The sequence below is a fragment of the Chryseobacterium paludis genome (assembly GCF_025403485.1).
Taxonomy (GTDB): domain Bacteria; phylum Bacteroidota; class Bacteroidia; order Flavobacteriales; family Weeksellaceae; genus Chryseobacterium; species Chryseobacterium paludis.
The window spans coordinates 1,076,101-1,100,268 of record NZ_CP099966.1; the positions used below are offsets into that span (position 1 = coordinate 1,076,101).

A 24,168-nucleotide genomic window follows, 5' to 3' on the forward strand; every position below is an offset into this window, starting at 1 on the left:
TTTATTTACTCAGACACAATAAGTGCAACAATGAGTAAATTAAAAATTGCCATTCAGAAAAGCGGCAGACTTTATGAAGATTCTTTACAGCTTTTGAAAGACTGCGGAATTTTCATTAACAACGGAAAAGACCAACTAAAAGTTTCGGTTGATAACTTTCCCTTTGAGATTATGTATCTCAGAAATTCTGATATACCCCAATATCTGGAAGATGGAGTAGTTGATATTGCCATTGTTGGTGAGAACCTACTGATAGAAAAAGAAAAGCAAATTGAAATTGTTCAGAAACTTGGATTTTCAAAGTGTCGGGTTTCTCTTGCAGTTCCCAAAGAAATAGAAACGGATGAACTCAGTTATTTCCAGGGAAAGAAAATAGCTACTTCGTATCCAAATACCCTCAAGAAATTCTTAACAGAAAATTCCATTTCTGCAGATATCCATGTTATCTCAGGATCTGTAGAAATTGCTCCAAATATTGGTTTGGCCGATGGAATCTGTGATATTGTCAGTTCCGGAAGTACCCTGTTCAAAAATGGGTTGAGAGAGACCATTACTTTACTTAGTTCCGAAGCTGTATTGGCAAAGAATCTACAACTGGATATAGAAAAAGAAAACATTCTGGAAAAGTTTCTATTTAGGATCAAAGCCGTTTTAAAAGCAAAAAAATCAAAATATATCCTGATGAATGTCCCCAATGAAAAGATTCAGGATATCTCTAATGTTTTGCCAGTTCTAAAAAGTCCCACAGTACTTCCTTTGGCTGAAAAAGGATGGAGTAGCATCCATTCAGTTATAGACGAAGAAAGATTCTGGGAAGTCATTGATGAGCTCAAAGAAAATGGAGCTCAGGATATTCTAATAATTCCAATCGATAAAATGGTGATTTAATATGTTTATAAATAGATATCCTCAAAGAGAAACATGGGCAGGACTCATAAAACGACCTGTTCTCAAAAAAGAAGAAGTTTCAGGAATAGTTTCCGAAATTTTCAAAAAAGTAGAACAAAATGGTGATGAAGCTTTGCTGGAGTTCACTAAAAAATTTGATTCTACAGAAATTGAAAGTATTACAGTTTCAAAGGAAGAAATTGATAGATCGGGCTCTTTAATAAGTGATGAACTGAAAGAAGCTATTCAGGTAGCAATGCAAAACATTACGAAGTTTCACACTTCACAACAGGTTGAGATTGAAAAGATTGAAACCACAAAAGGGGTAATATGCTGGCGGGAAAACCGTGCTGTTGAAAAAGTGGGAATTTATATACCCGGAGGAACGGCACCCTTATTTTCTACGGTTCTTATGTTGGCTATTCCTGCTCAATTAGCTGGATGTAACGAAATTATTTTATGTACGCCTCCAGATAAAAATGGAAATGTAAATCCCGCTATTATTTATACAGCAGTGCTTTGTGGAGTAACCAGAATATTTAAGATCGGTGGAGCACAGGCAATTGCAGCAATGACTTTAGGAACTGAAAGTATACCTAATGTATACAAAATTTTTGGACCTGGAAATCAGTTTGTTGTTGCCGCAAAGGAATATGCTCAAAATTATGGTGTTGCGATCGATATGCCTGCAGGACCAAGTGAGGTTTTAGTGATTGCTGACCAACAGGCTATTCCGGCATTTTGTGCTGCAGATCTACTTTCTCAGGCTGAACATGGCAGTGATAGCCAGGTTGTTTTTATTTCAACGGATTTAAAAGTTTTTAATGAAACCATTGAAGAAGTACATGAACAGGTTAAAAAGCTTCCAAGAAATAAATTAGCAGAAGAATCATTGAATAACAGTCATTTTATTCTGCTGAATACTGCCCAAGAAGCCATCCAATTTAGTAATTCATACGCTCCGGAACACCTTATACTGGCCTTAAATGATTTTGAAAAACATATTCCATCTATTCAAAATGCCGGTTCTGTGTTTCTTGGAAATTATTCCTGTGAGAGTGCTGGAGATTATGCCAGCGGTACTAACCATACACTTCCCACCAACGGGTTTGCAAAAAATTATAGTGGAGTTTCAATAGACAGCTTTGTAAAGAAAATTACTTTTCAGGAGCTCTCAGTAAAAGGGTTACAGAATTTAGGAAAAACAATAGAGATAATGGCAGAAGCAGAAGGATTATTTGCCCATAAAAATGCCGTTTCAATTCGATTAAAATATAAAAAATAATGAAGCAATTAACAATCAGTCAGTTTGTACGAAAGAACATTTTAGAATTACAGCCTTATATAAGTTTTAGAGATCATAATGAGTTTGAAACTCCAGTTTTAATGGATGCTAATGAAAGTCCTTTTGGAGAATTTAACCGTTATCCTGATTCGACTCAAAAAGAGCTTAAGAGAAAAATAGCAGATTTTAAAAATCTAAGTCCTCAGCAGATTGCAGTAGGAAATGGAAGTGATGAACTTATTGACTTAATCATCAAGATCTTTTGTGAACCTAAAAAAGATGCTATTTTGATGATGGACCCATCTTTTGCAATGTATGCCTTTTATGCGGCAATTAATGAAAATAAGGTTTTTAAGGTAAATCTTGATGAAAATTTTGAGATTCTAAAGGAAGATTTCCTGAAAGTATCTAAAGAAGCCCAACCAAAGATATTTTTCCTTTGTTCACCAAATAATCCCACGGGAAACAGTGTAGATGATATTGAATTTTATCTTCAGAATTTTGAAGGAATTGTGGTTGTAGATGAAGCATATATTGAATTTTCAGATAAACAATCTAGTCTCAAACTTCTTGAAAAATACCCGAACCTTATCGTTCTTCAGACTTTTTCTAAAGCCTGGGGAAAAGCTGGAGCAAGGGTAGGAATAGCCTGTGCTACAGAAGAGATCATCCGTTTGATCAATACGGTAAAAGCTCCTTATAATTTAAATTCTTTAAGTCAGGAATTGATTTTAAAAAGTATCGATAATGCAGATGAATTTCAAAAAAATGTAGAAAATATTTTAATGGAAAGAGCATGGTTAGAAAGTGAATTCAGAAATATCAAATCTGTTACTAAAGTATTTCCTACTGATGCCAATTTCTTTTTAGTAGAGTTTAATGATGTTGACAATGTATATCAAAAGCTACTACAAAGTGAAGTATTGACGAATAAAAGGGCACCAGCCATTCCGAATTGTATTCGGATTAATATTGGGACGAGAGATGAAAATATTCGTTTAATCACTATTTTAAAAAAGCTTGAATCATGAAAAAAGTATTATTTATAGATCGCGATGGCACTTTGATCATAGAACCGCCAACTGATTTTCAGGTTGATTCTCTTGAAAAGCTAGAGTTCTATCCCGGAGTTTTTCAAAATCTTTCCAAAATTGTTAAGGAACTAGATTATGAGCTGGTGATGGTTACCAATCAGGATGGATTAGGTACAGAGAGTTTTCCGTTTGAAGATTTTATAATACCTCATGAAAAAATGCTGAATGCTTTAAAAAATGAAGGTATTATTTTCAGTGATATTTTAATTGATAAAAGCTTTGAAAGCGAAAATTTACCTGGCAGAAAACCAGGAGTGGGAATGCTTGGAAAATATATATATGGAAATTATGATCTTAAGAATTCATATGTAATAGGAGATCGTATAACAGATGTTCAGTTGGCAGAAAATTTGGGATCAAAAGCCATTTATATGGGTGAAACGTTCAATGTAAAAGCAGATCTCTCTACAAAAGACTGGTCAGAGATCTATCAGTTTCTAAAAAAGATTCCAAGACAGGCTAAGGTATCCCGAAAAACAAATGAAACGGATATTGAAATTGAAGTCAATCTTGATGGCAAAGGAAATTCTAAAATTTCAACCGGCTTACATTTCTTTGACCACATGTTGGAGCAAATCTCGAAACATGGAAATTTAGATCTTATCATTAAGGTAAATGGAGACCTGCAGGTAGATGAGCACCATACAATTGAAGATACTGCTATTGTTTTAGGCAAGGCAATTCTTAAAGCTTTGGGGAATAAAAAAGGAATCGAAAGATATGGGTTTTTACTTCCAATGGACGATTGTCTGGCGCAGGTTGCTCTTGATTTTGGGGGTAGACCATGGTTGGTTTGGGATGCTGAATTTAACAGAGAAAAAATTGGTGATGTTCCGACCGAATTATTTTCACATTTCTTCAAATCATTTACTGATTCTTCTCAATCCAATTTAAATATTAAAGTGGAGGGTAGTAATGAACATCATAAGATTGAATCTATTTTTAAGGCTTTTGCTAAAGCTTTAAAAATGGCCGTGAATCAGACCGATAAGAATTTTAATTTACCATCAACTAAAGGAAGTTTATAGGATGATTGCAATTATAAAATACAATGGCGGGAATGTTCAGTCTGTTCAGAATTCTTTAAGCAGATTAAATAAAGAATCTGTTATTACGGATGATTTTGAATTGATTGAAAAAGCGGATAAAGTCATTTTTCCAGGAGTGGGTGAAGCTTCTTCAACGATGAAACTTCTCAAAGGTAAAGGGTTGGATACATTTATTCCAACTTTAAAACAGCCTGTTTTAGGAATTTGTTTGGGAATGCAGTTGATGTGTAAAAATAATGAGGAAGGAGATACAGTTGGAATGGGAATTTTTGATATTAATGTAAAGAAATTTCCACCAAGAGAAATTGTACCTCACATGGGATGGAATGGTATTACAGATTTGAGATCTGCTGTTTTTTCAGATTTTGAAAAAGAGAAGGATGTCTATTTTGTTCATAGCTATTACTGTGAGCTATCCGAATATACCACTTCGAGATGTAACTATATTTTACCTTTCAGTGCATCACTGCAAAAGGATAACTTCTTTGCTATGCAGTTTCACCCTGAAAAGTCTGGGAGAACAGGTGCTCAATTGCTTGAAAACTTTTTAAAACTGTAAGTATGAGAATAATTCCTGCTATAGATATTATTGATGGAAAATGTGTGCGACTTTCCAAGGGAGATTATAGCACTAAAAAGATTTATAATGAAAACCCTGTGGAAATGGCTAAAGAATTTGAAGATTTTGGAATTCAATTTCTTCATTTAGTCGATCTCGATGGTGCTAAATCCAAACATATAGTGAACCACAAAGTATTAGAATCAATTTCCAGAGAAACATCATTGCAGATCGATTTTGGAGGTGGGCTAAAAACTCTGAAAGATATTGAAACAGCTTTCGATGCCGGTGCCAATCAAATAACAATTGGAAGTATTGCCGTTCAGGATCCTGAATTTTGTTATGATTTAATTAAAAAATATGGAATTGGAAAAATTATCCTTGGAGCTGATTGTGAAAATAGGAAAATAAAAACCTCAGGATGGTTGACAGAAAGTAATAAAGATGTTATTGATTTTATACTTCAGTACAGGAAGAAGGGGATTGAGCAGGTAATTTGTACAGACATTTCCAAAGATGGAATGTTGGAAGGGCCTTCAATGGATTTATATAAAGAGATTTTAGATAATGTTTCAATTCAGCTTGTGGCAAGTGGTGGGATTTCCGGAATGATGGATGTTTATAACATGAGAGAAATCGGTTGTTCGGGAACGATCATTGGAAAGGCTATTTATGAAGGAAAAATAACATTAAAAGAACTTCAAAATTTTATTGAAAATGCTTAAAAAAAGAATTATTCCATGTTTGGATATTAAGGATGGAACTACGGTAAAGGGAGTTAATTTTGAAGGGCTCCGAAATGCAGGGAATCCCATAAGCCTCGCAAAAAAATATGAGGATGAGGGTGCTGACGAATTGGTTTTTCTTGATATTACGGCAACTATTGAAAAAAGGAAAACCTTTGTGGAGCTTGTCAGGGAAATTGCAACGGAATTAAGTATTCCTTTTACAGTTGGTGGCGGAATTTCCTCTGTAGATGATGTTAGAAAATTACTGGAAGCAGGAGCTGATAAGATCAGTATCAATTCATCGGCTGTCAATGATCCAGATATTATTTCTGATTTGGCTAAAGAATTTGGGAGTCAGTGTATTGTGGTTGCAATTGACACCAGATTTGAGAATGGTGAAGATAAGGTATATATAAAAGGTGGTCGGGAGGTTACAGAACTAAAAACTGTAGAATGGGCAAAAAAAGCTGAATTACTTGGAGCGGGTGAAATTCTATTAACCTCTATGGATGGAGATGGAACTAAAAAAGGTTTTGATCTACGAATTACAAAATCAGTGTCTGAGGCAATTAATATTCCTGTCATTGCTTCAGGAGGTGCTGGAACAATAAAAGACTTTCAGGAAGTATTTCAAGAGACAAAAGCTACCGGCGCATTGGCAGCAAGTATTTTTCACTTTGGAGAAGTTCATATTAAGGATTTAAAGGAAGAATTATTAATTCAAAAAATACAAATAAGACGATGATTGATTTTAATAAAAATAGTCTTGTTCCGGTAATCATCCAGGACAATAGGACATTACAGGTTTTGATGCTGGGCTATATGAATGAAGAGGCATTTAATAAAACAAAAAAAGAAAGAATTGTCACTTTTTTCAGTCGATCAAAAAACAGGCTCTGGACTAAAGGTGAAGAATCGGGTAATTTTTTAATGGTAATAAGTATTGATATCGATTGTGACCAGGACACAATCCTTATTAAAGTTATTCCTAAAAATATAGTTTGCCACACCGGAAGTTTCAGTTGTTTCGGAGAAAAAGATTCTAAAGGATTTTTATATGAATTGGAAGAGAAAATCGGTCATAGAATCGATGGAAAAGTAGAGGATTCTTATACCTATTCATTATACAGACGAGGAATTAATAAAGTAGCTCAAAAAGTAGGAGAGGAGGCTGTAGAATTAGTTATAGAAGCTAAAGATGATAATGACGATTTATTTAAAAATGAAGCCGCTGATCTAATGTATCATTTTTTAATCTTGTTGAAGGCAAAAGATATCGCTTTAGAGGATGTTGAGAAGATTTTACAGTTGAGAAATCAGCGGATTGTATAAATAATAAACTCAATCTCAAAAACCTCAATACAAGAAAACAGAGTAAAGGTGTTGGAAGTGATACTTTCTGGAATGACACTGAATATATATGAATCATTATAAAAACAAATCCCTTTCCAGTATTAGAAAGGGGTTTATTTTTATAGATTTGTTTGTATGATTCATTATTCGATCATAATTTTTCTAACTACTGTATGATCATCAGCTTTAAGGTTTCCCAGATAAACACCTTTTTTTAAGCCTGAAACGTTAATCTTCGTTTGATTTTCCTGTTTAAGCAGTGAACGTCCCAACAGATCTGTAATCTCAAAACTGAAATCCTTCACTGTACCTGGTACTTCCAAAGAAAGGTAATCCTTTGCGGGATTGGGATATATTTTTATAGATTCTAATGTATTTATAGCTGTTTCTTTAGTATCTAAAACTATTGATGATGCTGTAGTTGCTACGGCAAAATGCTGAAGAGCCCCAACAGTTGCTTTCCCTACATTGAAGATGTATACAGGATCAGTATTGGCAAAGGTATCACTAGAAGAATGTGGGTAATTACTTCTTTTATATTCAAAATAACCAGTAATCACTTCTCCTTTTTCTTCAAATGGAATATAGTCTGTGTCTTCAGCAGGATCAATACCCGTTTGAAGTGATGAATATAAAGTTGTACATGTTACTAATTGCTGAGTAATTGCGGCAGATGCAGCATTATTACTACTTAGTCCACCCTGATCCTGGTCGCAGTAAATTTTGTTATTAACGTTACCCATTTTACCACCTACCTGATCCAGATTGAAGACCAATTTTATATCCAATTTACGAACACCATTTTGATAAGCTACATTATCAGCATAATGGTAACTTCCATATAATCCTTGTTCTTCCCCAGAAAAATGAATAAACTTGATTGAATATTCAGTAGGAACATTTTTCATAATTCTGGCCGCTTCTAATATAATAGAAGTTCCACTTCCATTATCATTAGTCCCTGGGCCATAAATGCTATCAAAATGTCCACAAATAATAACATATTTATTTGGGTATACCGTTCCTGTTTTTGTGATAACAAGATTTTTAGAACTGGTACTTCCAAAGGAAAAAGGGTCTTCTACGATCTGGCTTGCCGTATAACCGTATGAAAGGTATTTATTCTTAATCCAGGTAAGGGCATTGGCATTATTAGCAGAGCCCGTAGTTTTTACACCAAGATTTTGAAACTGCTGTAAATTCGTTGTAATATTCGTTTGGGTAACCTGGTTAGCTCTATTTTGATAGGCTTGGATAAAAGTTTGAGATTGTAATTGCTGGCTTAGAAAACCAAGAAAAAGAAAAGTAATTATATTTTTCATTGTTAGGTGATTTTTTGTAAAAGTAATAATAAAATCATAACAAATAAAGATAAACTTTATGTTATAAATAAAAAATGCTTCTATTGACAGTAATAAAAGCATTTTTTAAGTTTTATATATTTTACTTTTTAAGAGTGATCGGATTATTTTTCAATCATAACTTTTCTTACGGCAGTATGATCTCCGGTTTTTATAATCGCTAAATAAGCTCCTTTTACTAAAGATGAAACATTAATTGTCTTTTGATTTTGCTGCTTAATTAATGATCGTCCTACAAGGTCTGTTAATTCAAAATTAAAATCTTTAATAGTATCAGGTAGATCAATAGTTAATACATCTTTTGCAGGATTAGGATAAATTTTGACAGATTCTATAGATCTTTGACCTTCTGTTTCATTGGTTCCCAAATTCAATGTAGTTGCTACCGCAAAATGTTGAAGAGCTCCAACCGCTGCTTTACCAACATTGAAAACATAGGTGGGATCTATATTAGCAAAAGTATCATTCACTGTATGTTCGTTATTACTTTTAATATTCTCATAGAAACCTGTAATAATATCTCCGTTTTGTTCAAAAGGGATATAATCGGAGGCATAAGCATTCGTAATCGCTGTCTGAAGAGGAGAGTATAGTTCTGTACAATTAGCCAGTTGCTGAGTGAAAGCACTTGAAGTAGCATTATTAGAAGAACTTCCATTTACCCCTTTCTCACACTTTATGGTGTTGTTATTATTTCCCAATTGTCCACCTACCTGATCAATATTAAATACCACTCTTACATTCATCTGGCGTACATCATTTTGAAATACCACATTATCTGCATAATGGTAGCTTCCTATCAATCCCTGTTCTTCGCCAGAAAAATGAATAAACTTAATTGAATATTCAGTAGGAATATCTTTTAAAATTCTTGCAGCTTCAAGTATAATAGAAGTGCCACTTCCATTGTCGCTAACACCAGTCCCTACTATTGTATCATAATGTCCACAGATAATAACATAAGTATTGGGATAAACAGTTCCGGTTTTTGTAATAATTAGATTTTTAGAACTTGTATTTCCGAACGTAAAAGGATCTTCGGTCATCTGACTTGCTGTATATCCATAAGCTAAATATTTATTCTTGATCCAGTTTAAAGCATTGGTATTATTAACAGAACCTGTGGTTTTTACACCCAGATTGTCAAATTCGTGCAGGTTAGCTGTAATATTGGTTTGCGAAACCTGGGTTGCTCTGCTTTGATAAGCCTGAATAAAACTTTGTGCCTGTATGCTGTAAGCAGCAATAGAAAAGAGGAGTAGAGTAGTTAATTTTTTCACTTTATAATAAGATTACAGAATTATTATATATTTAATAAACAAATGTAAATAATAAAAAAATCCTGAGCAAAAAACTCAGGATTTATATTGATAACAAAAAATTTTACATTATTTTACTTGATCTACAACTGCTTTGAAAGCTTCAGGGTGATTCATTGCTAAATCTGCTAAAACCTTTCTGTTAAGTTCTACATCGTTCTTTTTAAGAGCTCCCATAAACTGAGAGTAAGACATTCCATGTTCTCTAGCTCCCGCGTTGATACGAGTGATCCAAAGTGATCTGAAATTTCTCTTTTTCTCTTTTCTTCCACGGTAAGCATATTGCATTGCTTTGTGTACCGCGTTTTTAGCTACAGTCCAAACGTTCTTTCTTCTACCGAAAAAACCTTTAGCTTGTTTCATGATTTTTTTTCTGCGAGCTCTTGAAGCTACTGCATTTACTGATCTAGGCATAATTTAAATTGTTTTTTTGAAAAGGGCGGTAAACTGTTTCATTACACTTATTTGCTCCGTTTCAGGGTTAAAAATTCTGAATTGTTTTAATTCCTATAAACCGAATATAGATTTATAAAAACTACTTAATTGCTAATTGACGTTTAACACTTTTTACGTCCACTGCAGCAACATAAGAAGTTTGCGTAAGATTTCTCTTTTGCTTAGTTTCTTTTTTAGTTAAGATGTGGCTTTTGTAAGCGTTTTTTCTTTTGATCTTACCTGTTCCAGTAAGGGCAAAACGTTTCTTAGCACCTGATTTCGTTTTTAATTTTGGCATTGTCTTGCTTTTTTATTATTTTGTTATCAATATCTCTGTCTTCTTTCCTAGTAATATTTAGGAATAATAGGGTGCAAAGATACAAAAAATATCAATTCAAATTTTAACAACCTATGATTTTCTATGACTTCAAAAAAACACCTCTTTATAAGAGGGGCTGTAATTTAATTACCTTAGTCGAAATCTCTAACAACTATTTCTCTTCTTTCTTCATTATTTCCACCCAAAATAACTTTAATTCTAAGGCCGTTACCAATGAAATAACCACCTCTTGAATAAAGTTGAAGCTTAATATGTGGATTAGAAACGTTACCTGTAACTGCACTATTGGAATCCCAAAGAGGATTATTGTTATTATAAATAACAAGGTTACCATCATTTTGTGCAATAAGTTTAGGAGTGCCCTGGTTCCTTACCGTATTAGATGCCCATAAAACCGTGTAACTACCTGGTTTTTCACGATATAATACAAGGTTACTATCTCCTTGCATGACAAGTCGGTAGATACTGCCATTATTCTCTAAACTAATTGACTCCTCAGCATTTAATATTTGCGGATGATTGGTTGTTTCCGAAATAAGTGTTAAAGTTGTAAGACCGCCACCAGGAATAGATTTATTCGCATTCGCAGTTGTTTGTACTTTTCCATTTTCGACTGTTACATTGTCAAGACTGTCATCCTGACCACAAGATGCTAAGAGCATCGAAAGACTTACGAAAGTCAATAATTTTATTTTCATAAATAATTTTTACGCCGCAAATATAAATAATTCAGTATTAAGTCACAATTTAAAGACTTAATAAATTCAAATAAATGCTTTATTTATCGTATTTTCAAGTAATTAAATTTACACACTTAAGTGATTTTAATATAAAAACCCCGATTTTTTTAATCGGGGTTTTACAATTTATAATAATGTACTTTCTGATTAAGATTGAAAGAATTCCAGCAGATCCTTATTAATAGTTTCTGCTTCTGTAGTAGGCATACCGTGAGGAAAGCCAGGATAGGTAATTAGTTTTCCATTTTTTACCAGCTTGGCAGCTACAACACCTGTAATTTCGTAAGGTACAATTTGATCATCTTCTCCATGTAATACCAATACGGGAACATCTACGCTTTTAAGATCTTCTGTGAAGTCAGTTTCAGAAAACGCTTTTATACAGTCATAATGAGCTTTAATGGATCCCATCATTCCCTGTCTCCACCAGTTATCACGAATACCCTGAGATATTTTTGCGCCTTCTCTGTTATATCCATAAAAAGCCAATGAAAAATCTACAAAATATTGTTGTCTCTGTGTTGCCGTATTGTGACGGATCTCATCAAAAACAGACATTGGAATTCCGTTCGGATTATTATCCGTTTTTACCATAATCGGCGTTACTGCACTTATTAAAACTGCTTTTGCAGCTCTGCCTTTACTATGTTGGGCTACGTATCGGATCACTTCGCCACCTCCAGTAGAATGACCAACATGAATAACATCTTTTAAGTCTAATGCAGTTACAATTTCTGCCACATCGGATGCATAAGTATCCATATCATGTCCTTCCGAAGTTTGCGTAGATCTTCCATGACCCCTTCTGTCATGAGCAATCACTCTATATCCTTTTTCTAAAAAAAATAACATTTGTGCATCCCAATCATCGCTGGATAACGGCCATCCATGGTGAAAGAATATTGGTTGACCTTTTCCCCAATCTTTGTAATAAATTTCTGTTCCGTCTTTTAATTGAATAGTACTCATTGTTTTATATTTTATGATTAATAATTATTATTGCCTTGTAGATTATTTATCTATTATTTCTAAAACAAATTTAAATCTATTCTCAATTGTAAACCTTAACATAGGATATTTTCGTCAAAATCTGATAAAATAAAAAACCTCAAAGAAATTTGAGGTTTTATATTGGCGAATTAAATACAAGATTTAATTAAATTATTTTGCTGGTTTTTTAGGACTCATCATCATAATCATTCTTTTACCTTCTAATTTAGGTAATTGATCTACCTTACCTACATGCTCAAGTTCTTGCGCAAGTTTTAAAAGTAGGATCTCTCCCTGATCTTTAAAGATAATTGAACGTCCTTTAAAAAATACGTAGGTTTTAAGTTTTGAACCTTCTTCCAGGAATTTTTCAGCGTGCTTCTTCTTAAATTCATAATCGTGGTCGTCAGTCTGAGGTCCAAAACGGATCTCTTTTACAACTACTTTTATTTGCTTCGCTTTAAGTTCCTTTTGTTTTTTCTTTTGCTCGTATAAAAACTTTTTATAGTCTAATATTCTTGCAATAAAAGGTTCCGCTTTGTCGGAAATCACAACCAAGTCTAATTCTTGTTCCTTGGCTATCTGCAAAGCCTTATCTAATGGGTAAACTCCGGGTTCAACATTGTCACCTACCAAACGAACCTCACGGGCTCTGATTTTACCATTAATTTGATGCAAATCCTCCTGTACTGGACGACGCATTGGGCCTCTGTTGTTAAATCTTTGTGCTATTGTTTTAAATTTTATTGGTTAACTTTCTATTTAACAGCTTTCTTATATTGCTGCTTCTTTTTTAAAATAATTGACGAAATCTTCCATCTTCATTACGCCGAGATCTCCTTCTCCACGTCTTCTTACAGAAATTGTACCGTCTTTTTCTTCATTCTCACCGACAACCAGCATGAAAGGGATCTTTTTCATTTCCGCATCACGGATCTTTCTTCCTGTCTTCTCATTTCTGTCATCAATCAGACCGCTAATATCGTGATTTTCCAAAAATTGTGAAACTTTTTTTGAATAATCTACATATTTTTCACTTATCGGTAGAATTATAAACTGATCAGGGCTTAACCATAATGGAAAATCACCTGCAGTATTTTCTAATAATATGGCAATAAAACGTTCCATAGAACCAAATGGTGCTCTGTGAATCATTACCGGTCTATGCTTTTCATTATCGTTTCCTATATAATGAAGATCAAATCTTTCCGGAAGATTATAATCTACCTGGATTGTTCCCAGCTGCCATTTTCTTCCTAAAGCATCTTTCACCATGAAATCCAGTTTAGGGCCATAAAATGCCGCTTCACCATATTCGATAACTGTCTTTAATCCTTTTTTCTGTGCCGCATTGATAATCGCATTTTCTGCTTTCTCCCAATTCTCATCAGAACCGATATATTTTTCTTTGTTTTCAGGATCTCTTAAAGAAACCTGAGTTACAAAATCCTCAAATCCTAAAGATTTAAAAACATAAAGTGTTAAATCTATTACTTTTTCGAATTCTTCTGAAAGCTGATCCGGAGTACAGAATAAATGGGCATCATCCTGAGTAAATCCACGAACTCTTGTTAAACCGTGAAGCTCTCCACTTTGCTCATATCGGTAAACTGTTCCGAATTCTGCATATCTTTTTGGAAGATCTCTATAGCTCCATTGTGAAGTTTTATAGATTTCACAGTGGTGAGGACAGTTCATTGGTTTTAGTAAAAACTCTTCTCCTTCATTAGGCGTTTTAATAGGCTGAAAGCTATCTGCTCCATATTTATCCCAATGTCCTGAAGTTACATAAAGTTCTTTTGAACCAATATGTGGAGACATTACAAACTCATAACCGCCTTTTTTCTGAGCATCACTAAGGAAGTTTTCTAATTTTCTTCTTAAAGCAGTCCCTTTTGGAAGCCATAACGGAAGTCCGGCACCTACTTTTTCAGAGAATGCAAAAATTCCTAATTCTTTTCCTAGCTTTCTGTGGTCTCTTCTTTTTGCTTCCTCTAATTTTTCAAGATACTCAGTAAGTTCCTTCTGTTTAGGGAAAGAAATACCATATACTCTTGTCAACTGAGGGTTTTTCTCATTTCCTCTCCAGTAAGCTCCGGCTGCATTTAATATTTTTACAGCTTTTACAATTCCTGTATTTGGAATATGGCCGCCACGACATAAGTCTGTGAAATTATCATGGGTTACAAAAGTAATTTCCCCATCATTAAGATTAGAGATCAATTCTACTTTATACGGATTGTCTGCATATGTTTTTAATGCTTCTTCTTTAGAAACAGGATATAATGAGAAGGTAGAACCTTTTTTAGCATTTTCCAATACTTTCTTTTCAATTTTCTCAAAATCCTTTTCAGATAAACTTTCGTCACCGAAATCTACATCATAATAAAAACCGCTTTCAATAGCAGGTCCGATAGTCAACTTAGCATTTGGATAAAATTCCAGGATTGCCTGCGCCAAAAGGTGGGCAGAAGAATGCCAAAAAGCTTTCTTTCCAAGATCATCATTCCATGTCAATAGCTGTACCGTAGAATCCGTCGTTATAGGTGTGGTAATCTCTACTTGTTTGCCGTTAACAATTGCGGAAATGGTATTTCTAGCCAATCCCTCGCTTATAGATTTTGCCACATCTAGAGAAGTAACTTCTCCGTCGAATTCTTTGACACTATTGTCTGGAAGTGTAATTTTTATCATTGTTTACTATGAAATTTTAAGATGCAAAAATACGCATTTTTTATTTAAAATAGTATATTAACGTATATTTGAATGAAGAAATATGAAAAACATTTACTGATTTTTGTCGTTTTATTTTTCATGATCTCTTTTTTTCAAAAAAAGACATTAAAATTTTTAAATATATTTATAAAAAAACATAGAGATTTTACTCATGAGCACATTCAATATAGATCTACACTGCGATTTACTTTATTATTTATTAGATCCAAAATCTGATATCCATGACAAACAGTTAGGCTGTTCATTACCCTATTTAAAAGAAGGGAATGTAAAGCTACAGGTAATGGCAATTTATTCTGCTACAGGAAAGAACAGTATAACAGAAGGGATCAGGCAAAGTGAAGTGTTTGCTGATTTACTGAATACGGATGATTTCTTTCTATTTAACACTCAGAATTACAGCAATAGTGAAAATTCGAATCGGGTAGGAGTTCTTGCTTCTATTGAAAATGCATCATCATTTTGTGAAGAAGATTCTAGTTTGGAGGAAGGTTTTAAAAATTTGGAAACTATTATTAACAATACTCAGAAGGTTTTATATATAGGAATTACTCATCATTCTGAAAACCGTTTTGGAGGTGGAAATAATTCTGAAGCCGGACTAAAAGAAGATGGTAAAATATTGATCGATTATATAGCAGATAAAAAGATTGCTATTGATTTAGCCCATACAAGTGATCAGTTAGCCTATGACATTCTTAATTATACAGATCAGAAAAATTACAAAATTTCTATTCTGGCAAGCCATTCTAATTATAGAAGTGTATATAAAAATAATAGAAATCTTCCCGATGAATTAGTGAATGAAGTGATCAAAAGAAAGGGTTTGATCGGGCTTAATTTTATTAAAGATTATATTGACCATCATCATCCTGAAAGACTTTATGAACATATTCAATATGCACTGTCCCTAGGCGCTGAAGATTGTATTGCATACGGAGGTGATTTTTTCTTCGATAAAGAGCATCCGGATAAGTCAAGATATCCCTTTTTCTTTGACGAATTTCAAGATGCTACAACTTATAATTCGATCAATAAAAAGTTATCTGAAGACTTTTCTCCAGGGCTTATGGAGAAAATCAGTCATAAAAATGCACTGGAATTTATAAAAAGATTATAGATAATTTGGGGTATTAAAAGGTGGCTTCGAGAGCCTCAGCCACCTTTTATATTTATTTTTTCCTTTTATACCGGACCTTTTGTTTTATAATTTCAATAACATCTACATGTTGAACTTTGGATTTTATCCAACCATGGATATCAATATAAAATAAAGATCTTCTATAATACTCATTGGTTGAATATTCTTCAAGTTTTTGATCAAATGCTTCGAAAGCTTTTTGCCTGTCATCCGGAACTAAATTATTCAGATTTTTGAAAAAATTGATACTTTCAAAGTGAAACTCTTCAGGCTTTTTCATTTTTAAGGCAAACTTGAGAGTCGCTTTTATAAACTCATCATAATCTTCATCATTTCCCGATTCGTGTTTTGACATTAAGATCAGAATTCTGGTATGAAACAAAAGATCTTCCTGCACATTCCCTTTAGATTCAATGATCTTCATAGAGTAACGCATGGATTCATTATATTTCTTACTTCCGAAAAGCATAGCTGCCATCTTAAGATATAAAATCATGAAATGGTGCTCATCGATCTTATCCCTAAGCTTATCCATCTTCATTTCAATTTCAGGGATAAGTTTTGTTCCGCTAAAAAATTCGCCTTTTACAAAATGGATATTCATTAAAGTATTAGAATAGGTAAGAAAGGTAAGTGCCTGTAAGTTTTCATTTTGAGCAAAGCTTGGTGAATAAACTGTTTTATTAAAAATTTCAAACTGTTTCTCTAAAATATCAATATTACCATATAGGAAAAGGATCTTTAGTAAATAGGTATTCCCTTTAATATACCAAACCGGATGGCTGAGGATCATTTCAGGTTTCTGATGGAACAATTCCACCCATTGATAGGCATATTTCAATGTATATTTATAATCCTGTAACAGTTGGTTTTTCCAGACATGAGCTTTGTAATACCATAGCTTTTCTGTGAAATTAAGCTTAGAAGGTTTTATATTTTTTATCTGTGCATTAAAGATTTCTAATACTTCCTGTCGGTCTGCATCATTTTTTACATAGCCATGTGTTAACATCTCACTATATAATTTCAATGAAAGATTGGAAAGTTCTGTAGTATACTGATTTTGTTTACTGATCGCTTTTGATTCTTTTATCAATTCTTCGGCTCTACCATTTATACTTCGCGTAATGAATTGGGATTCGATTACTTTTTCAAGATCTATGATTTCTGATGCAATACTCTTTTCGTCTAATTCTAATGCCGACTGCTTTGTTTTATCTAATATTTTCAGAGCCTGCTTATAGAGTCCTTTCTGATAAAGTATATTAGCGAAATCTAGCTGTTCGCGGAGCTGAATCCTATAGTTTTGGTGACTGGGGTTCATACGGAGGCTTACCAAAATCTGTTTATAGAGGTGCGCTTTAAGATTAGAAAGCTGTTGCTTCGTTGAAATTTTTTTCTCTATTATAACAGACTCAGTGTACTCACTCATCTTGTCCAGTTCTGAAAAAAGCAAAAGGAATTTAGCATCCACGTTAATTCCTAAACGGTTAACATAAAGCTTGAACTGTCGCTTTTCGGAAGTTGTTAATGATTTAATAAGTACAAATAAGAAGTCTTTCTGCAATTCTGCCATTGTAAAATTTGCTAATTTAAATGTTTGGATATCATATTATTACATTTAGTTTTTCATTATTTGAATATTGTAATTTTCATTAAAATTGAAAATATAAAAAATATGCAAGCCTTAGTTTTGAATCAAAATTAAGTAAAAAACTTCATTATGAATTCCGAAAAGATTGAAATTTTTGATACCACATTGCGTGATGGGGAACAGGTTCCGGGATGTAAGCTGAATACAGAACAAAAATTAATTATAGCCGAAAGGCTTGATAAACTAGGGATTGACGTAATTGAAGCCGGATTTCCGGTATCAAGTCCGGGAGATTTTCATTCTGTTTCTGAAATTTCAAAACTGGTTAGAAATGCAAAAGTATGCGGATTGACCAGAGCCAATAAAAAAGATATAGAAATTGCTGCTGAAGCATTACAGCATGCCAAAAGACCGCGAATCCATACCGGTATTGGAACCTCAGATTCTCATATAAGATATAAGTTCAATTCTACAAGAGAGGATATTCTAGAAAGGGCGGTAGATGCTGTAAAGTATGCTAAAAGTTTTGTAGAAGATGTCGAGTTTTATGCTGAAGATGCCGGAAGAACAGACAATGAATTTTTAGCAAGAGTTTGCGAAGCTGTTATTAAGGCTGGAGCAACAGTTTTAAATATTCCTGATACAACAGGATATTGCTTACCCGAAGAATATGGACAAAAAATTAAGTATTTAAAAGAAAATGTAAGTGGAATAGACAAAGCCGTTTTATCATGTCATTGTCATAATGATCTAGGACTGGCAACTGCAAATTCTATTGCCGGAGTGATCAATGGAGCAAGACAAATCGAATGTACGATCAACGGTTTGGGAGAAAGAGCCGGAAATACAGCATTGGAAGAAGTCGTCATGATTCTGAAGCAACACAAGAATCTAAACCTGCATACCGATGTCAATTCTAAAATGCTTAATGAGATGAGTTTTTTAGTTTCAGATCTTATGGGAATGCCTGTGCAGCCGAATAAAGCAATCATTGGAGCTAATGCTTTCGCTCACAGTTCTGGTATCCATCAGGACGGGGTCATCAAAAATAGAGAAACTTATGAGATTATGAATCCTGAGGATGTGGGGGTAAGTGAGTCTTCCATTATTCTTACTGCCAGAAGTGGTAGATCGGCTTTAGCTTATCGTTTTAAACATATCGGGTTTGATGTTACTAAAAATGAACTCGACTTTTTATACAAAGAATTTTTAAAAGTAGCAGATATGAAAAAAGAAATAGATAACGAAGATCTTAATCTGATGATGACAGCATTGACCAGAAAAATCAGTTAAAAGATCTCTATTTCTTTTCTAATCAAATCAAACTAAAAATGAACAATAATAAAACGCTTTTTGATAAGGTCTGGGACGCTCATGTTGTAGAAACCGTTCCGGATGGACCACAGATTATATATATCGATAAACATCTGATTCATGAAGTAACAAGCCCACAGGCTTTTGCAGAGCTTGAATCCAGAAACCTCGAAGTCTTCAGACCGGAACAGATTGTGGCTACAGCGGACCATAATGTTCCTACACTCAGCCAGGAGTTACCGATCCGTGATGAATCATCAAGGAATCAAGTGGAACAGCTGACAGAAAACTGTAAGAAAAACAATATTGAATTGTATGGGCTTGGACATCATTATCAGGGGATTGTACATATCATTGCTCCGGAATTAGGAATTACCCAACCAGGAATGAGTATTGTTTGCGGAGATAGTCACACCTCTACACATGGTGCTTTCGGAGCAATCGCTTTTGGGATCGGAACAAGTCAGGTAGCGCAGGTTTTTGCCAGTCAGTGTCTGTTGCTTAACAAACCGAAATCAATGAGAATAACGGTAAATGGAAAGCTTCAGGATCATGTTCAGCCAAAAGATGTTATTCTCTATATCATTTCTAAAGTAGGAACCAATGGCGGGACAGGATATTTTTGTGAATATGCAGGATCTGTTTTTGAAGAAATGTCGATGGAAGGAAGAATGACAGTCTGTAATATGAGTATTGAAATGGGAGCCAGAGGAGGAATGATAGCACCGGATGAGATCACATTTGAATATGTAAAAGGAAAACCCTTTGCACCAAAAGGGGAAGAATGGAAAGAAAAACTTACCTATTGGAAAAGCCTTAGAACGGAGGAAGATGCTGTTTTTGATGCCGAATTTACATTTGATGCTTCAGAAATAAGACCTATGATCACCTATGGAACCAATCCGGGAATGGGAATTTCATTGTATGATGTAATTCCTGTACCACAAAATGAATCAGAAGAAAAAGCATTACAGTATATGGGATTAAAGGCTGGGCAATCTCCATCTGATATTGAAGTGAATTACGTATTCATTGGAAGTTGTACAAATGCTAGAATCGAAGATTTCCGTTCAGCAGCCGAATATATTAAAGGGAAAAGTAAATCTGAACATGTTAATGCTTTAATTGTTCCAGGATCTCAGCTTGTTGTAAAACAGATTTATGAGGAAGGACTCGATAAGATTTTCAGTGAAGCCGGATTTCAGATCAGGCAGCCGGGATGCTCAGCTTGCCTTGCTATGAATGATGATAAGATACCGGAAGGTGAATATTGCGTTTCAACATCAAATAGGAATTTTGAAGGCAGACAGGGACAAGGCGCCAGAACTATTCTGGCAAGTCCATTAACGGCTGCTAAAGTAGCTATAGAAGGCAAAATTACTGCCTTTGAAAATTTAAATTAATCAATAAGACATAAAATACATATAGAGGATGTTAAAGATTGCTGCTTTTGTAAGAATTGAATAATTATTTTCTCAAAAGCAGCTTTTAAAAATGTACATAAAAAGAATTGTCTTTCATTTAGAATATTTTAAACCAAACAAATGCAAAAGCTAACTATTATAAAATCCAGTGCAATTCCATTGCCTGTAGAAAATATAGATACTGATCAGATCATTCCTGCAAGATTTCTGAAAAGTATAGACAAAAAAGGATTCGGAGATAATTTGTTCAGGGATTGGAGATATGATGTTCATACCAATGAACCGAATGCTAATTTCATTTTAAATAAACCTCAGTACAAAGGAGAAATTCTAGTCGCAGGTAATAATTTTGGTTGTGGAAGCAGTCGTGAACATGCAGCCTGGTCTTTAACTGATTTTGGTTTCAAGGTGATTGTATCAAGTTATTTTGCCGATATTTTTAAAGGAAATGCTTTAAATAACGGATTATTGCCCGTAAAAGTTTCGGAGGATTTTTTAAAAGATATTCTAAAAGATATTACAGAGAATCCTGAAGAGGAAGTAATTATTGATGTGGAGCAGCAAACGATTAGTTTTAAAAATAAAACTGAATGCTTTGAACTTGATTCTTACAAAAAGATCTGCCTTCTGAATGGATATGATGATATTGATTTTTTAATCAGTAAAAAAAACACAATAAAAGAATTCGAATTAAAAACACAAAAAGTTTATGAGCAATAATTATTTCAAAATAGCGGTTCTTCCCGGAGACGGGATTGGTCCGGAGGTGGTTAATGAAAGTGTGAAAATCTTAAAAGTAATCGGAGAAGTTTTCCAGTGCAACTTTCAGTTCAAATATGGAGTGGTAGGAGCCGAAGCTATTTATCAGACTGGTGATCCGCTACCGGAGAAAACACTGGAGCTCTGTAAAGATTCAGATGCAGTTCTTTTCGGAGCTATCGGAGATCCTTCATTCGACAATAACCCTGATGCTAAGGTTAGACCTGAGCAAGGCCTGCTAAAACTTCGTAAAGAGCTGGGGCTTTTTGCTAACATCAGACCTTTAAAAACATATTCCTCACTGATTGAGAAAAGTCCTTTGAAAAAAGAGATCATTGAAGGGACAGATATTCAGATTTTCAGGGAATTGGTAAGTGGGATTTATTTTGGGGAGAAATTTACCGAAGAAAAAGGAGCTTACGCATATGATGTATGCAAATACAGCAGAGAAGATATTATTCCAATTGTTCATATGGCTTTTCAGGAGGCACAAAAGCGGAAAAACAAAGTAACACTTATTGATAAAGCTAACGTGTTGGATACCTCAAGATTGTGGAGAAAGATCTGTAAAGAGGTTGCTCAGGATTATCCTGGGGTTCAATTGGATTTTATGTTTGTTGATAATGCTGCAATGCAGTTAATTCTTAATCCGAAACAATTTGATGTTATCGTAACAGAGAATATGTTTGGTGATATTATTTCCGACGAAGCCAGTGTAATAGGAGGCTCGATCGGATTGTTGCCTTCAGCTTCTATAGGTGATTCTAATGCGATGTTTGAACCTATACACGGTTCATATCCGCAGGCAAAAGGAAAGGGAATTGCCAATCCTATCGCATCGATATTGAGTACAGCCATGATGCTTGATTATCTGCAATTGGAACAGGCGGCAAATAAATTAAGGGAATCTGTGGAACATGCTATTGAGAATAAATATGTAACCGTTGATCTTAATGCCAAGCAGCCTTATTCTACAAGTGAAGTAGGGGATTTTATTGCTGATTATATTAAGTTTTCTGAGAAATCTTATTATAATTTTGAGAATATTAAGATCGGAAAATCTACAATTGTATAACGAGAAGTTTGATTTTATTTTTTTTATATTGAAATAGTCTGCCTCTTTTGAAGCAGACTATTCATATTTTACTGTTTAGTATTATCTGTTTTTCCGGTTTTATTTTTAGAAGATTTTTCAATATCTTCTTTATCAATATCCGGTGGATTAGTCTTCTTAGAGGACGCCGGGATATTGGGAAAATCCTCATTTTGTTTTTTCGACTCTGCAGCGTTTGTAGATTCTTTCTTTTTGTTATTGTCTTTTGAATTATTCATAGCTTTAAGTTTTAAAGTGCTAAAATACCTAGTTGACCTGTTTTATCTTCTATGGTATAATTCAAAGCCTTTGCCAAAACGAAAATATTATTAAGATTTTCCATAAGCTGTTTACGGCCCTCATTTCTTAATCGATTTTCATCAATTGTTTTAATGGCTGTATCTTTTGCTTTCTGAGTGACATTCTTAATATCTTTCTCTGTAATTCTATTTAAAAAAGAATCATCCAAAGACTGTATTTCTACGCTTGGTGTAATTCTGACATCTGCATTTGGCAATTCAGTAATGATCAGTTTTTTATTGATAGAATCAACTTCCATTTTCATCTTATTAAGATCATAAGAAACCTGAGCATTGGTCTTGGTATAGGTAATGATGCTGTTACTTGAAACTTCATTTCCAAATACCTCATAACCCATTTTCGTTTTTTGCATGCTGGAAGTATTCTGCTCTAAAACCACCATTTTATTCATTTTAGAAATCTGGTTGGTCAGAATATAATAATCTGATTTTTCCGTTTTTCCACCAAAATTAAAACACGATTTAAGACCAAAAAACAGGAATAACATGACAAGAATTCCTGCTGCAAATGATAGTATTAGTTTATTATTTTTCAATATTTATTTTTTAAATATTTCCCGAATTACAGATTTGTCATCTTTTTTCAAAATGTCAACCAAATCTCTTTCAACATAACCTGTTTTAGGCATTTCTATAATTCTCCCAATCTCTTTTTCATATTTTTCTACAATGATCGTAGGAACTTTTTGAATGTTATAAAGACCTTCTTCGCCCGATGGAGACTCTTTCTTACGATTGACAGCAATAATAGTCAGCTTATTATCAGGAAATTTCACTTCTTCTAAAATCCTCATTAGCCTTGGGAAATCCCTATGGCTGTCTTCACACCAGGTTCCCATGAAAACAGTAATATTATAAGAGGTTATTTTGGCTTTCTTCAGCTCAGCGATGGCTTTCTGGTCAAGTGCATATTCATCATGCTCTTTCACATACCAATCGGCATAAGGCTCTTTTAGAAATTGTTCTTTTAGCTGGTTTCCCAAAAGCATTTTCCCGTCTTTTTGAGTTTCTACCTCACGGTTCATCACTACTTTTTGAGCATTGAACTGTTGGGCAGCCAAAACGAGACTTGAAATGGCAACAATATTTGTAATAAATTTTTTCATATTTTATTTGTCGATGATCGTTTTTAAATCAGCAGGAGAGTAGTATTTATTTTTTAATACCTTATGATCCGCCTGTCTGTAAACATTGAATTTTTCTCCTGACTTTTCATAAAAAGATTCTACTCCTTTTTCTTTATAAAACTCAACTGTTTCATTTGCCTGTTCTTCATTGTCGCAAGCTTTTGACATATTAGAGCGCTGAACTTCGTTGAATAGCTCTACAAATTTACTGCCAAGTCCAAATTCCAGAACAGCACCACTCAAAACATATTGCAGATCACACAAAGCATCAGCAATTTCTACGATATCATTATCTGCAATAGCTTGTTTTAATTCATTTAATTCCTCTTGTAAAAGTTCAACTCTAAGACTGCATCTTTCCTGAGAAGGGATTTGTGGGGTTTCTAAAATAGGGGCTTTAAAAGTAGTATGGAATTCTGCTACTTGGTTCAGACTATCAATTTTATCCATGAATTTTTTTATTTAAAGCAAAGATAGAAAAGGATTTTGAAAAATTAAAGTCAGATGCAAGATATTAAA

The 24,168-nt window shown here is 33.9% G+C and carries 26 protein-coding genes; 13 read left to right on the forward strand and 13 right to left on the reverse strand.

All coding sequences use genetic code 11. The features are described from left to right. The first annotated feature begins 30 nt into the window (after positions 1 to 30). The 8 genes from hisG to hisIE are packed head-to-tail and all read left to right on the forward strand — an operon-like array spanning position 31 to position 6,935. On the forward strand, positions 31 to 888 hold the full coding sequence (gene hisG, locus NG806_RS04520; RefSeq protein WP_261512116.1) for an ATP phosphoribosyltransferase: 858 nt from the start codon (positions 31 to 33) through the stop codon (positions 886 to 888). Between the two features lies 1 nt (position 889). Next, entirely contained in the window at positions 890 to 2,173 is a 1,284-nt protein-coding gene (gene hisD / locus NG806_RS04525; protein ID WP_261512117.1) for a histidinol dehydrogenase, read from the forward strand. Beyond that, the gene (gene hisC, locus NG806_RS04530) at positions 2,173 to 3,204 is read left to right on the forward strand and encodes a histidinol-phosphate transaminase (protein WP_214825250.1); all 1,032 of its coding nucleotides are present in this window, start codon (positions 2,173 to 2,175) and stop codon (positions 3,202 to 3,204) included. The genes hisD and hisC overlap by 1 nt, the downstream gene beginning before the upstream one ends. Then, positions 3,201 to 4,295: a bifunctional histidinol-phosphatase/imidazoleglycerol-phosphate dehydratase HisB gene (gene hisB, locus NG806_RS04535; protein ID WP_261512118.1), complete on the forward strand. Its 1,095-nt coding sequence runs from the start codon at positions 3,201 to 3,203 to the stop codon at positions 4,293 to 4,295. The genes hisC and hisB overlap by 4 nt, the downstream gene beginning before the upstream one ends. A gap of 1 nt (position 4,296) precedes the next feature. Continuing rightward, positions 4,297 to 4,875, forward strand: coding sequence for an imidazole glycerol phosphate synthase subunit HisH (hisH, locus tag NG806_RS04540; RefSeq protein ID WP_214825244.1), 579 nt, complete (start codon positions 4,297 to 4,299; stop codon positions 4,873 to 4,875). A 2-nt stretch (positions 4,876 to 4,877) separates the two neighbouring features. After that, positions 4,878 to 5,600 carry a 1-(5-phosphoribosyl)-5-[(5-phosphoribosylamino)methylideneamino]imidazole-4-carboxamide isomerase gene (hisA, locus tag NG806_RS04545; protein WP_261512119.1) on the forward strand — a complete coding sequence of 241 codons (723 nt, stop codon included), beginning with the start codon at positions 4,878 to 4,880 and terminating at the stop codon, positions 5,598 to 5,600. Beyond that, positions 5,593 to 6,348 carry an imidazole glycerol phosphate synthase subunit HisF gene (gene hisF, locus NG806_RS04550; protein WP_261512121.1) on the forward strand — a complete coding sequence of 252 codons (756 nt, stop codon included), beginning with the start codon at positions 5,593 to 5,595 and terminating at the stop codon, positions 6,346 to 6,348. The genes hisA and hisF overlap by 8 nt, the downstream gene beginning before the upstream one ends. Further along, positions 6,345 to 6,935 (forward strand): bifunctional phosphoribosyl-AMP cyclohydrolase/phosphoribosyl-ATP diphosphatase HisIE, encoded by a 591-nt coding sequence (hisIE, locus tag NG806_RS04555; protein WP_261512122.1) that lies wholly within the window; start codon positions 6,345 to 6,347, stop codon positions 6,933 to 6,935. The genes hisF and hisIE overlap by 4 nt, the downstream gene beginning before the upstream one ends. 164 nt (positions 6,936 to 7,099) lie before the next feature. Here hisIE and NG806_RS04560 read toward each other — a convergent pair whose 3' ends face one another. The 8 genes from NG806_RS04560 to thrS form a co-directional block, all read right to left on the reverse strand. Further along, a complete protein-coding gene (locus NG806_RS04560) occupies positions 7,100 to 8,278 on the reverse strand; it encodes a M28 family peptidase (RefSeq protein WP_261512123.1) in 1,179 nt (392 codons plus the stop codon). A gap of 143 nt (positions 8,279 to 8,421) precedes the next feature. Continuing rightward, positions 8,422 to 9,597: a M28 family peptidase gene (locus tag NG806_RS04565; RefSeq protein ID WP_214825228.1), complete on the reverse strand. Its 1,176-nt coding sequence runs from the start codon at positions 9,595 to 9,597 to the stop codon at positions 8,422 to 8,424. Positions 9,598 to 9,705: 108 nt separating this feature from the next. Next, on the reverse strand, positions 9,706 to 10,050 hold the full coding sequence (gene rplT, locus NG806_RS04570) for a 50S ribosomal protein L20 (RefSeq protein ID WP_214825226.1): 345 nt from the start codon (positions 10,048 to 10,050) through the stop codon (positions 9,706 to 9,708). Positions 10,051 to 10,171: 121 nt separating this feature from the next. After that, a complete protein-coding gene (gene rpmI, locus NG806_RS04575; RefSeq protein WP_214825223.1) occupies positions 10,172 to 10,369 on the reverse strand; it encodes a 50S ribosomal protein L35 in 198 nt (65 codons plus the stop codon). 173 nt (positions 10,370 to 10,542) lie between these two features. Then, the gene (locus NG806_RS04580) at positions 10,543 to 11,109 is read right to left on the reverse strand and encodes a hypothetical protein (RefSeq protein ID WP_214825220.1); all 567 of its coding nucleotides are present in this window, start codon (positions 11,107 to 11,109) and stop codon (positions 10,543 to 10,545) included. A 189-nt stretch (positions 11,110 to 11,298) separates the two neighbouring features. Continuing rightward, positions 11,299 to 12,120 carry an alpha/beta fold hydrolase gene (locus NG806_RS04585; protein ID WP_214825217.1) on the reverse strand — a complete coding sequence of 274 codons (822 nt, stop codon included), beginning with the start codon at positions 12,118 to 12,120 and terminating at the stop codon, positions 11,299 to 11,301. 192 nt (positions 12,121 to 12,312) lie between these two features. After that, positions 12,313 to 12,843, reverse strand: coding sequence for a translation initiation factor IF-3 (infC, locus tag NG806_RS04590; protein WP_214825214.1), 531 nt, complete (start codon positions 12,841 to 12,843; stop codon positions 12,313 to 12,315). A 72-nt stretch (positions 12,844 to 12,915) separates the two neighbouring features. Next, positions 12,916 to 14,835, reverse strand: coding sequence for a threonine--tRNA ligase (gene thrS / locus NG806_RS04595; protein ID WP_261512124.1), 1,920 nt, complete (start codon positions 14,833 to 14,835; stop codon positions 12,916 to 12,918). A gap of 193 nt (positions 14,836 to 15,028) precedes the next feature. On the opposite strand from thrS, the gene NG806_RS04600 reads away from it, so the two are divergent. Continuing rightward, positions 15,029 to 15,997, forward strand: a complete 969-nt coding sequence (locus NG806_RS04600; RefSeq protein ID WP_214825208.1) for a dipeptidase — start codon at positions 15,029 to 15,031, stop codon at positions 15,995 to 15,997. Between the two features lie 52 nt (positions 15,998 to 16,049). Here NG806_RS04600 and NG806_RS04605 read toward each other — a convergent pair whose 3' ends face one another. Next, the gene (locus tag NG806_RS04605; protein ID WP_261512125.1) at positions 16,050 to 17,594 is read right to left on the reverse strand and encodes a hypothetical protein; all 1,545 of its coding nucleotides are present in this window, start codon (positions 17,592 to 17,594) and stop codon (positions 16,050 to 16,052) included. A gap of 147 nt (positions 17,595 to 17,741) precedes the next feature. Here NG806_RS04605 and NG806_RS04610 point away from each other — a divergent pair, with 147 nt between their 5' ends. The 4 genes from NG806_RS04610 (at position 17,742) to leuB (ending at position 22,184) form a co-directional block, all read left to right on the forward strand. Then, positions 17,742 to 18,905: a 2-isopropylmalate synthase gene (locus NG806_RS04610; protein ID WP_214825204.1), complete on the forward strand. Its 1,164-nt coding sequence runs from the start codon at positions 17,742 to 17,744 to the stop codon at positions 18,903 to 18,905. Positions 18,906 to 18,943: 38 nt separating this feature from the next. Beyond that, complete coding sequence (leuC, locus tag NG806_RS04615) at positions 18,944 to 20,329, forward strand: 3-isopropylmalate dehydratase large subunit (RefSeq protein WP_261512127.1); 1,386 nt, start codon at positions 18,944 to 18,946, stop codon at positions 20,327 to 20,329. Positions 20,330 to 20,470: 141 nt separating this feature from the next. Next, entirely contained in the window at positions 20,471 to 21,070 is a 600-nt protein-coding gene (leuD, locus tag NG806_RS04620) for a 3-isopropylmalate dehydratase small subunit (protein WP_214825200.1), read from the forward strand. Then, on the forward strand, positions 21,060 to 22,184 hold the full coding sequence (gene leuB / locus NG806_RS04625; RefSeq protein WP_261512128.1) for a 3-isopropylmalate dehydrogenase: 1,125 nt from the start codon (positions 21,060 to 21,062) through the stop codon (positions 22,182 to 22,184). The genes leuD and leuB overlap by 11 nt, the downstream gene beginning before the upstream one ends. A 68-nt stretch (positions 22,185 to 22,252) precedes the next feature. On the opposite strand, the gene NG806_RS04630 is transcribed toward leuB, so the two are convergent. From NG806_RS04630 to NG806_RS04645, 4 genes are read right to left on the reverse strand one after another with little or no spacing between them, the layout of a single operon-like run. Beyond that, the gene (locus tag NG806_RS04630; RefSeq protein ID WP_214825196.1) at positions 22,253 to 22,441 is read right to left on the reverse strand and encodes a hypothetical protein; all 189 of its coding nucleotides are present in this window, start codon (positions 22,439 to 22,441) and stop codon (positions 22,253 to 22,255) included. Between the two features lie 11 nt (positions 22,442 to 22,452). Continuing rightward, the gene (locus NG806_RS04635) at positions 22,453 to 23,058 is read right to left on the reverse strand and encodes a DUF4230 domain-containing protein (protein ID WP_214825193.1); all 606 of its coding nucleotides are present in this window, start codon (positions 23,056 to 23,058) and stop codon (positions 22,453 to 22,455) included. A 3-nt stretch (positions 23,059 to 23,061) separates the two neighbouring features. Continuing rightward, positions 23,062 to 23,628 carry a thioredoxin domain-containing protein gene (locus tag NG806_RS04640; RefSeq protein WP_214825191.1) on the reverse strand — a complete coding sequence of 189 codons (567 nt, stop codon included), beginning with the start codon at positions 23,626 to 23,628 and terminating at the stop codon, positions 23,062 to 23,064. Between the two features lie 3 nt (positions 23,629 to 23,631). Continuing rightward, positions 23,632 to 24,099 (reverse strand): pyrophosphohydrolase domain-containing protein, encoded by a 468-nt coding sequence (locus NG806_RS04645; RefSeq protein WP_214825189.1) that lies wholly within the window; start codon positions 24,097 to 24,099, stop codon positions 23,632 to 23,634. Between the last annotated feature and the right edge of the window lie 69 nt (positions 24,100 to 24,168).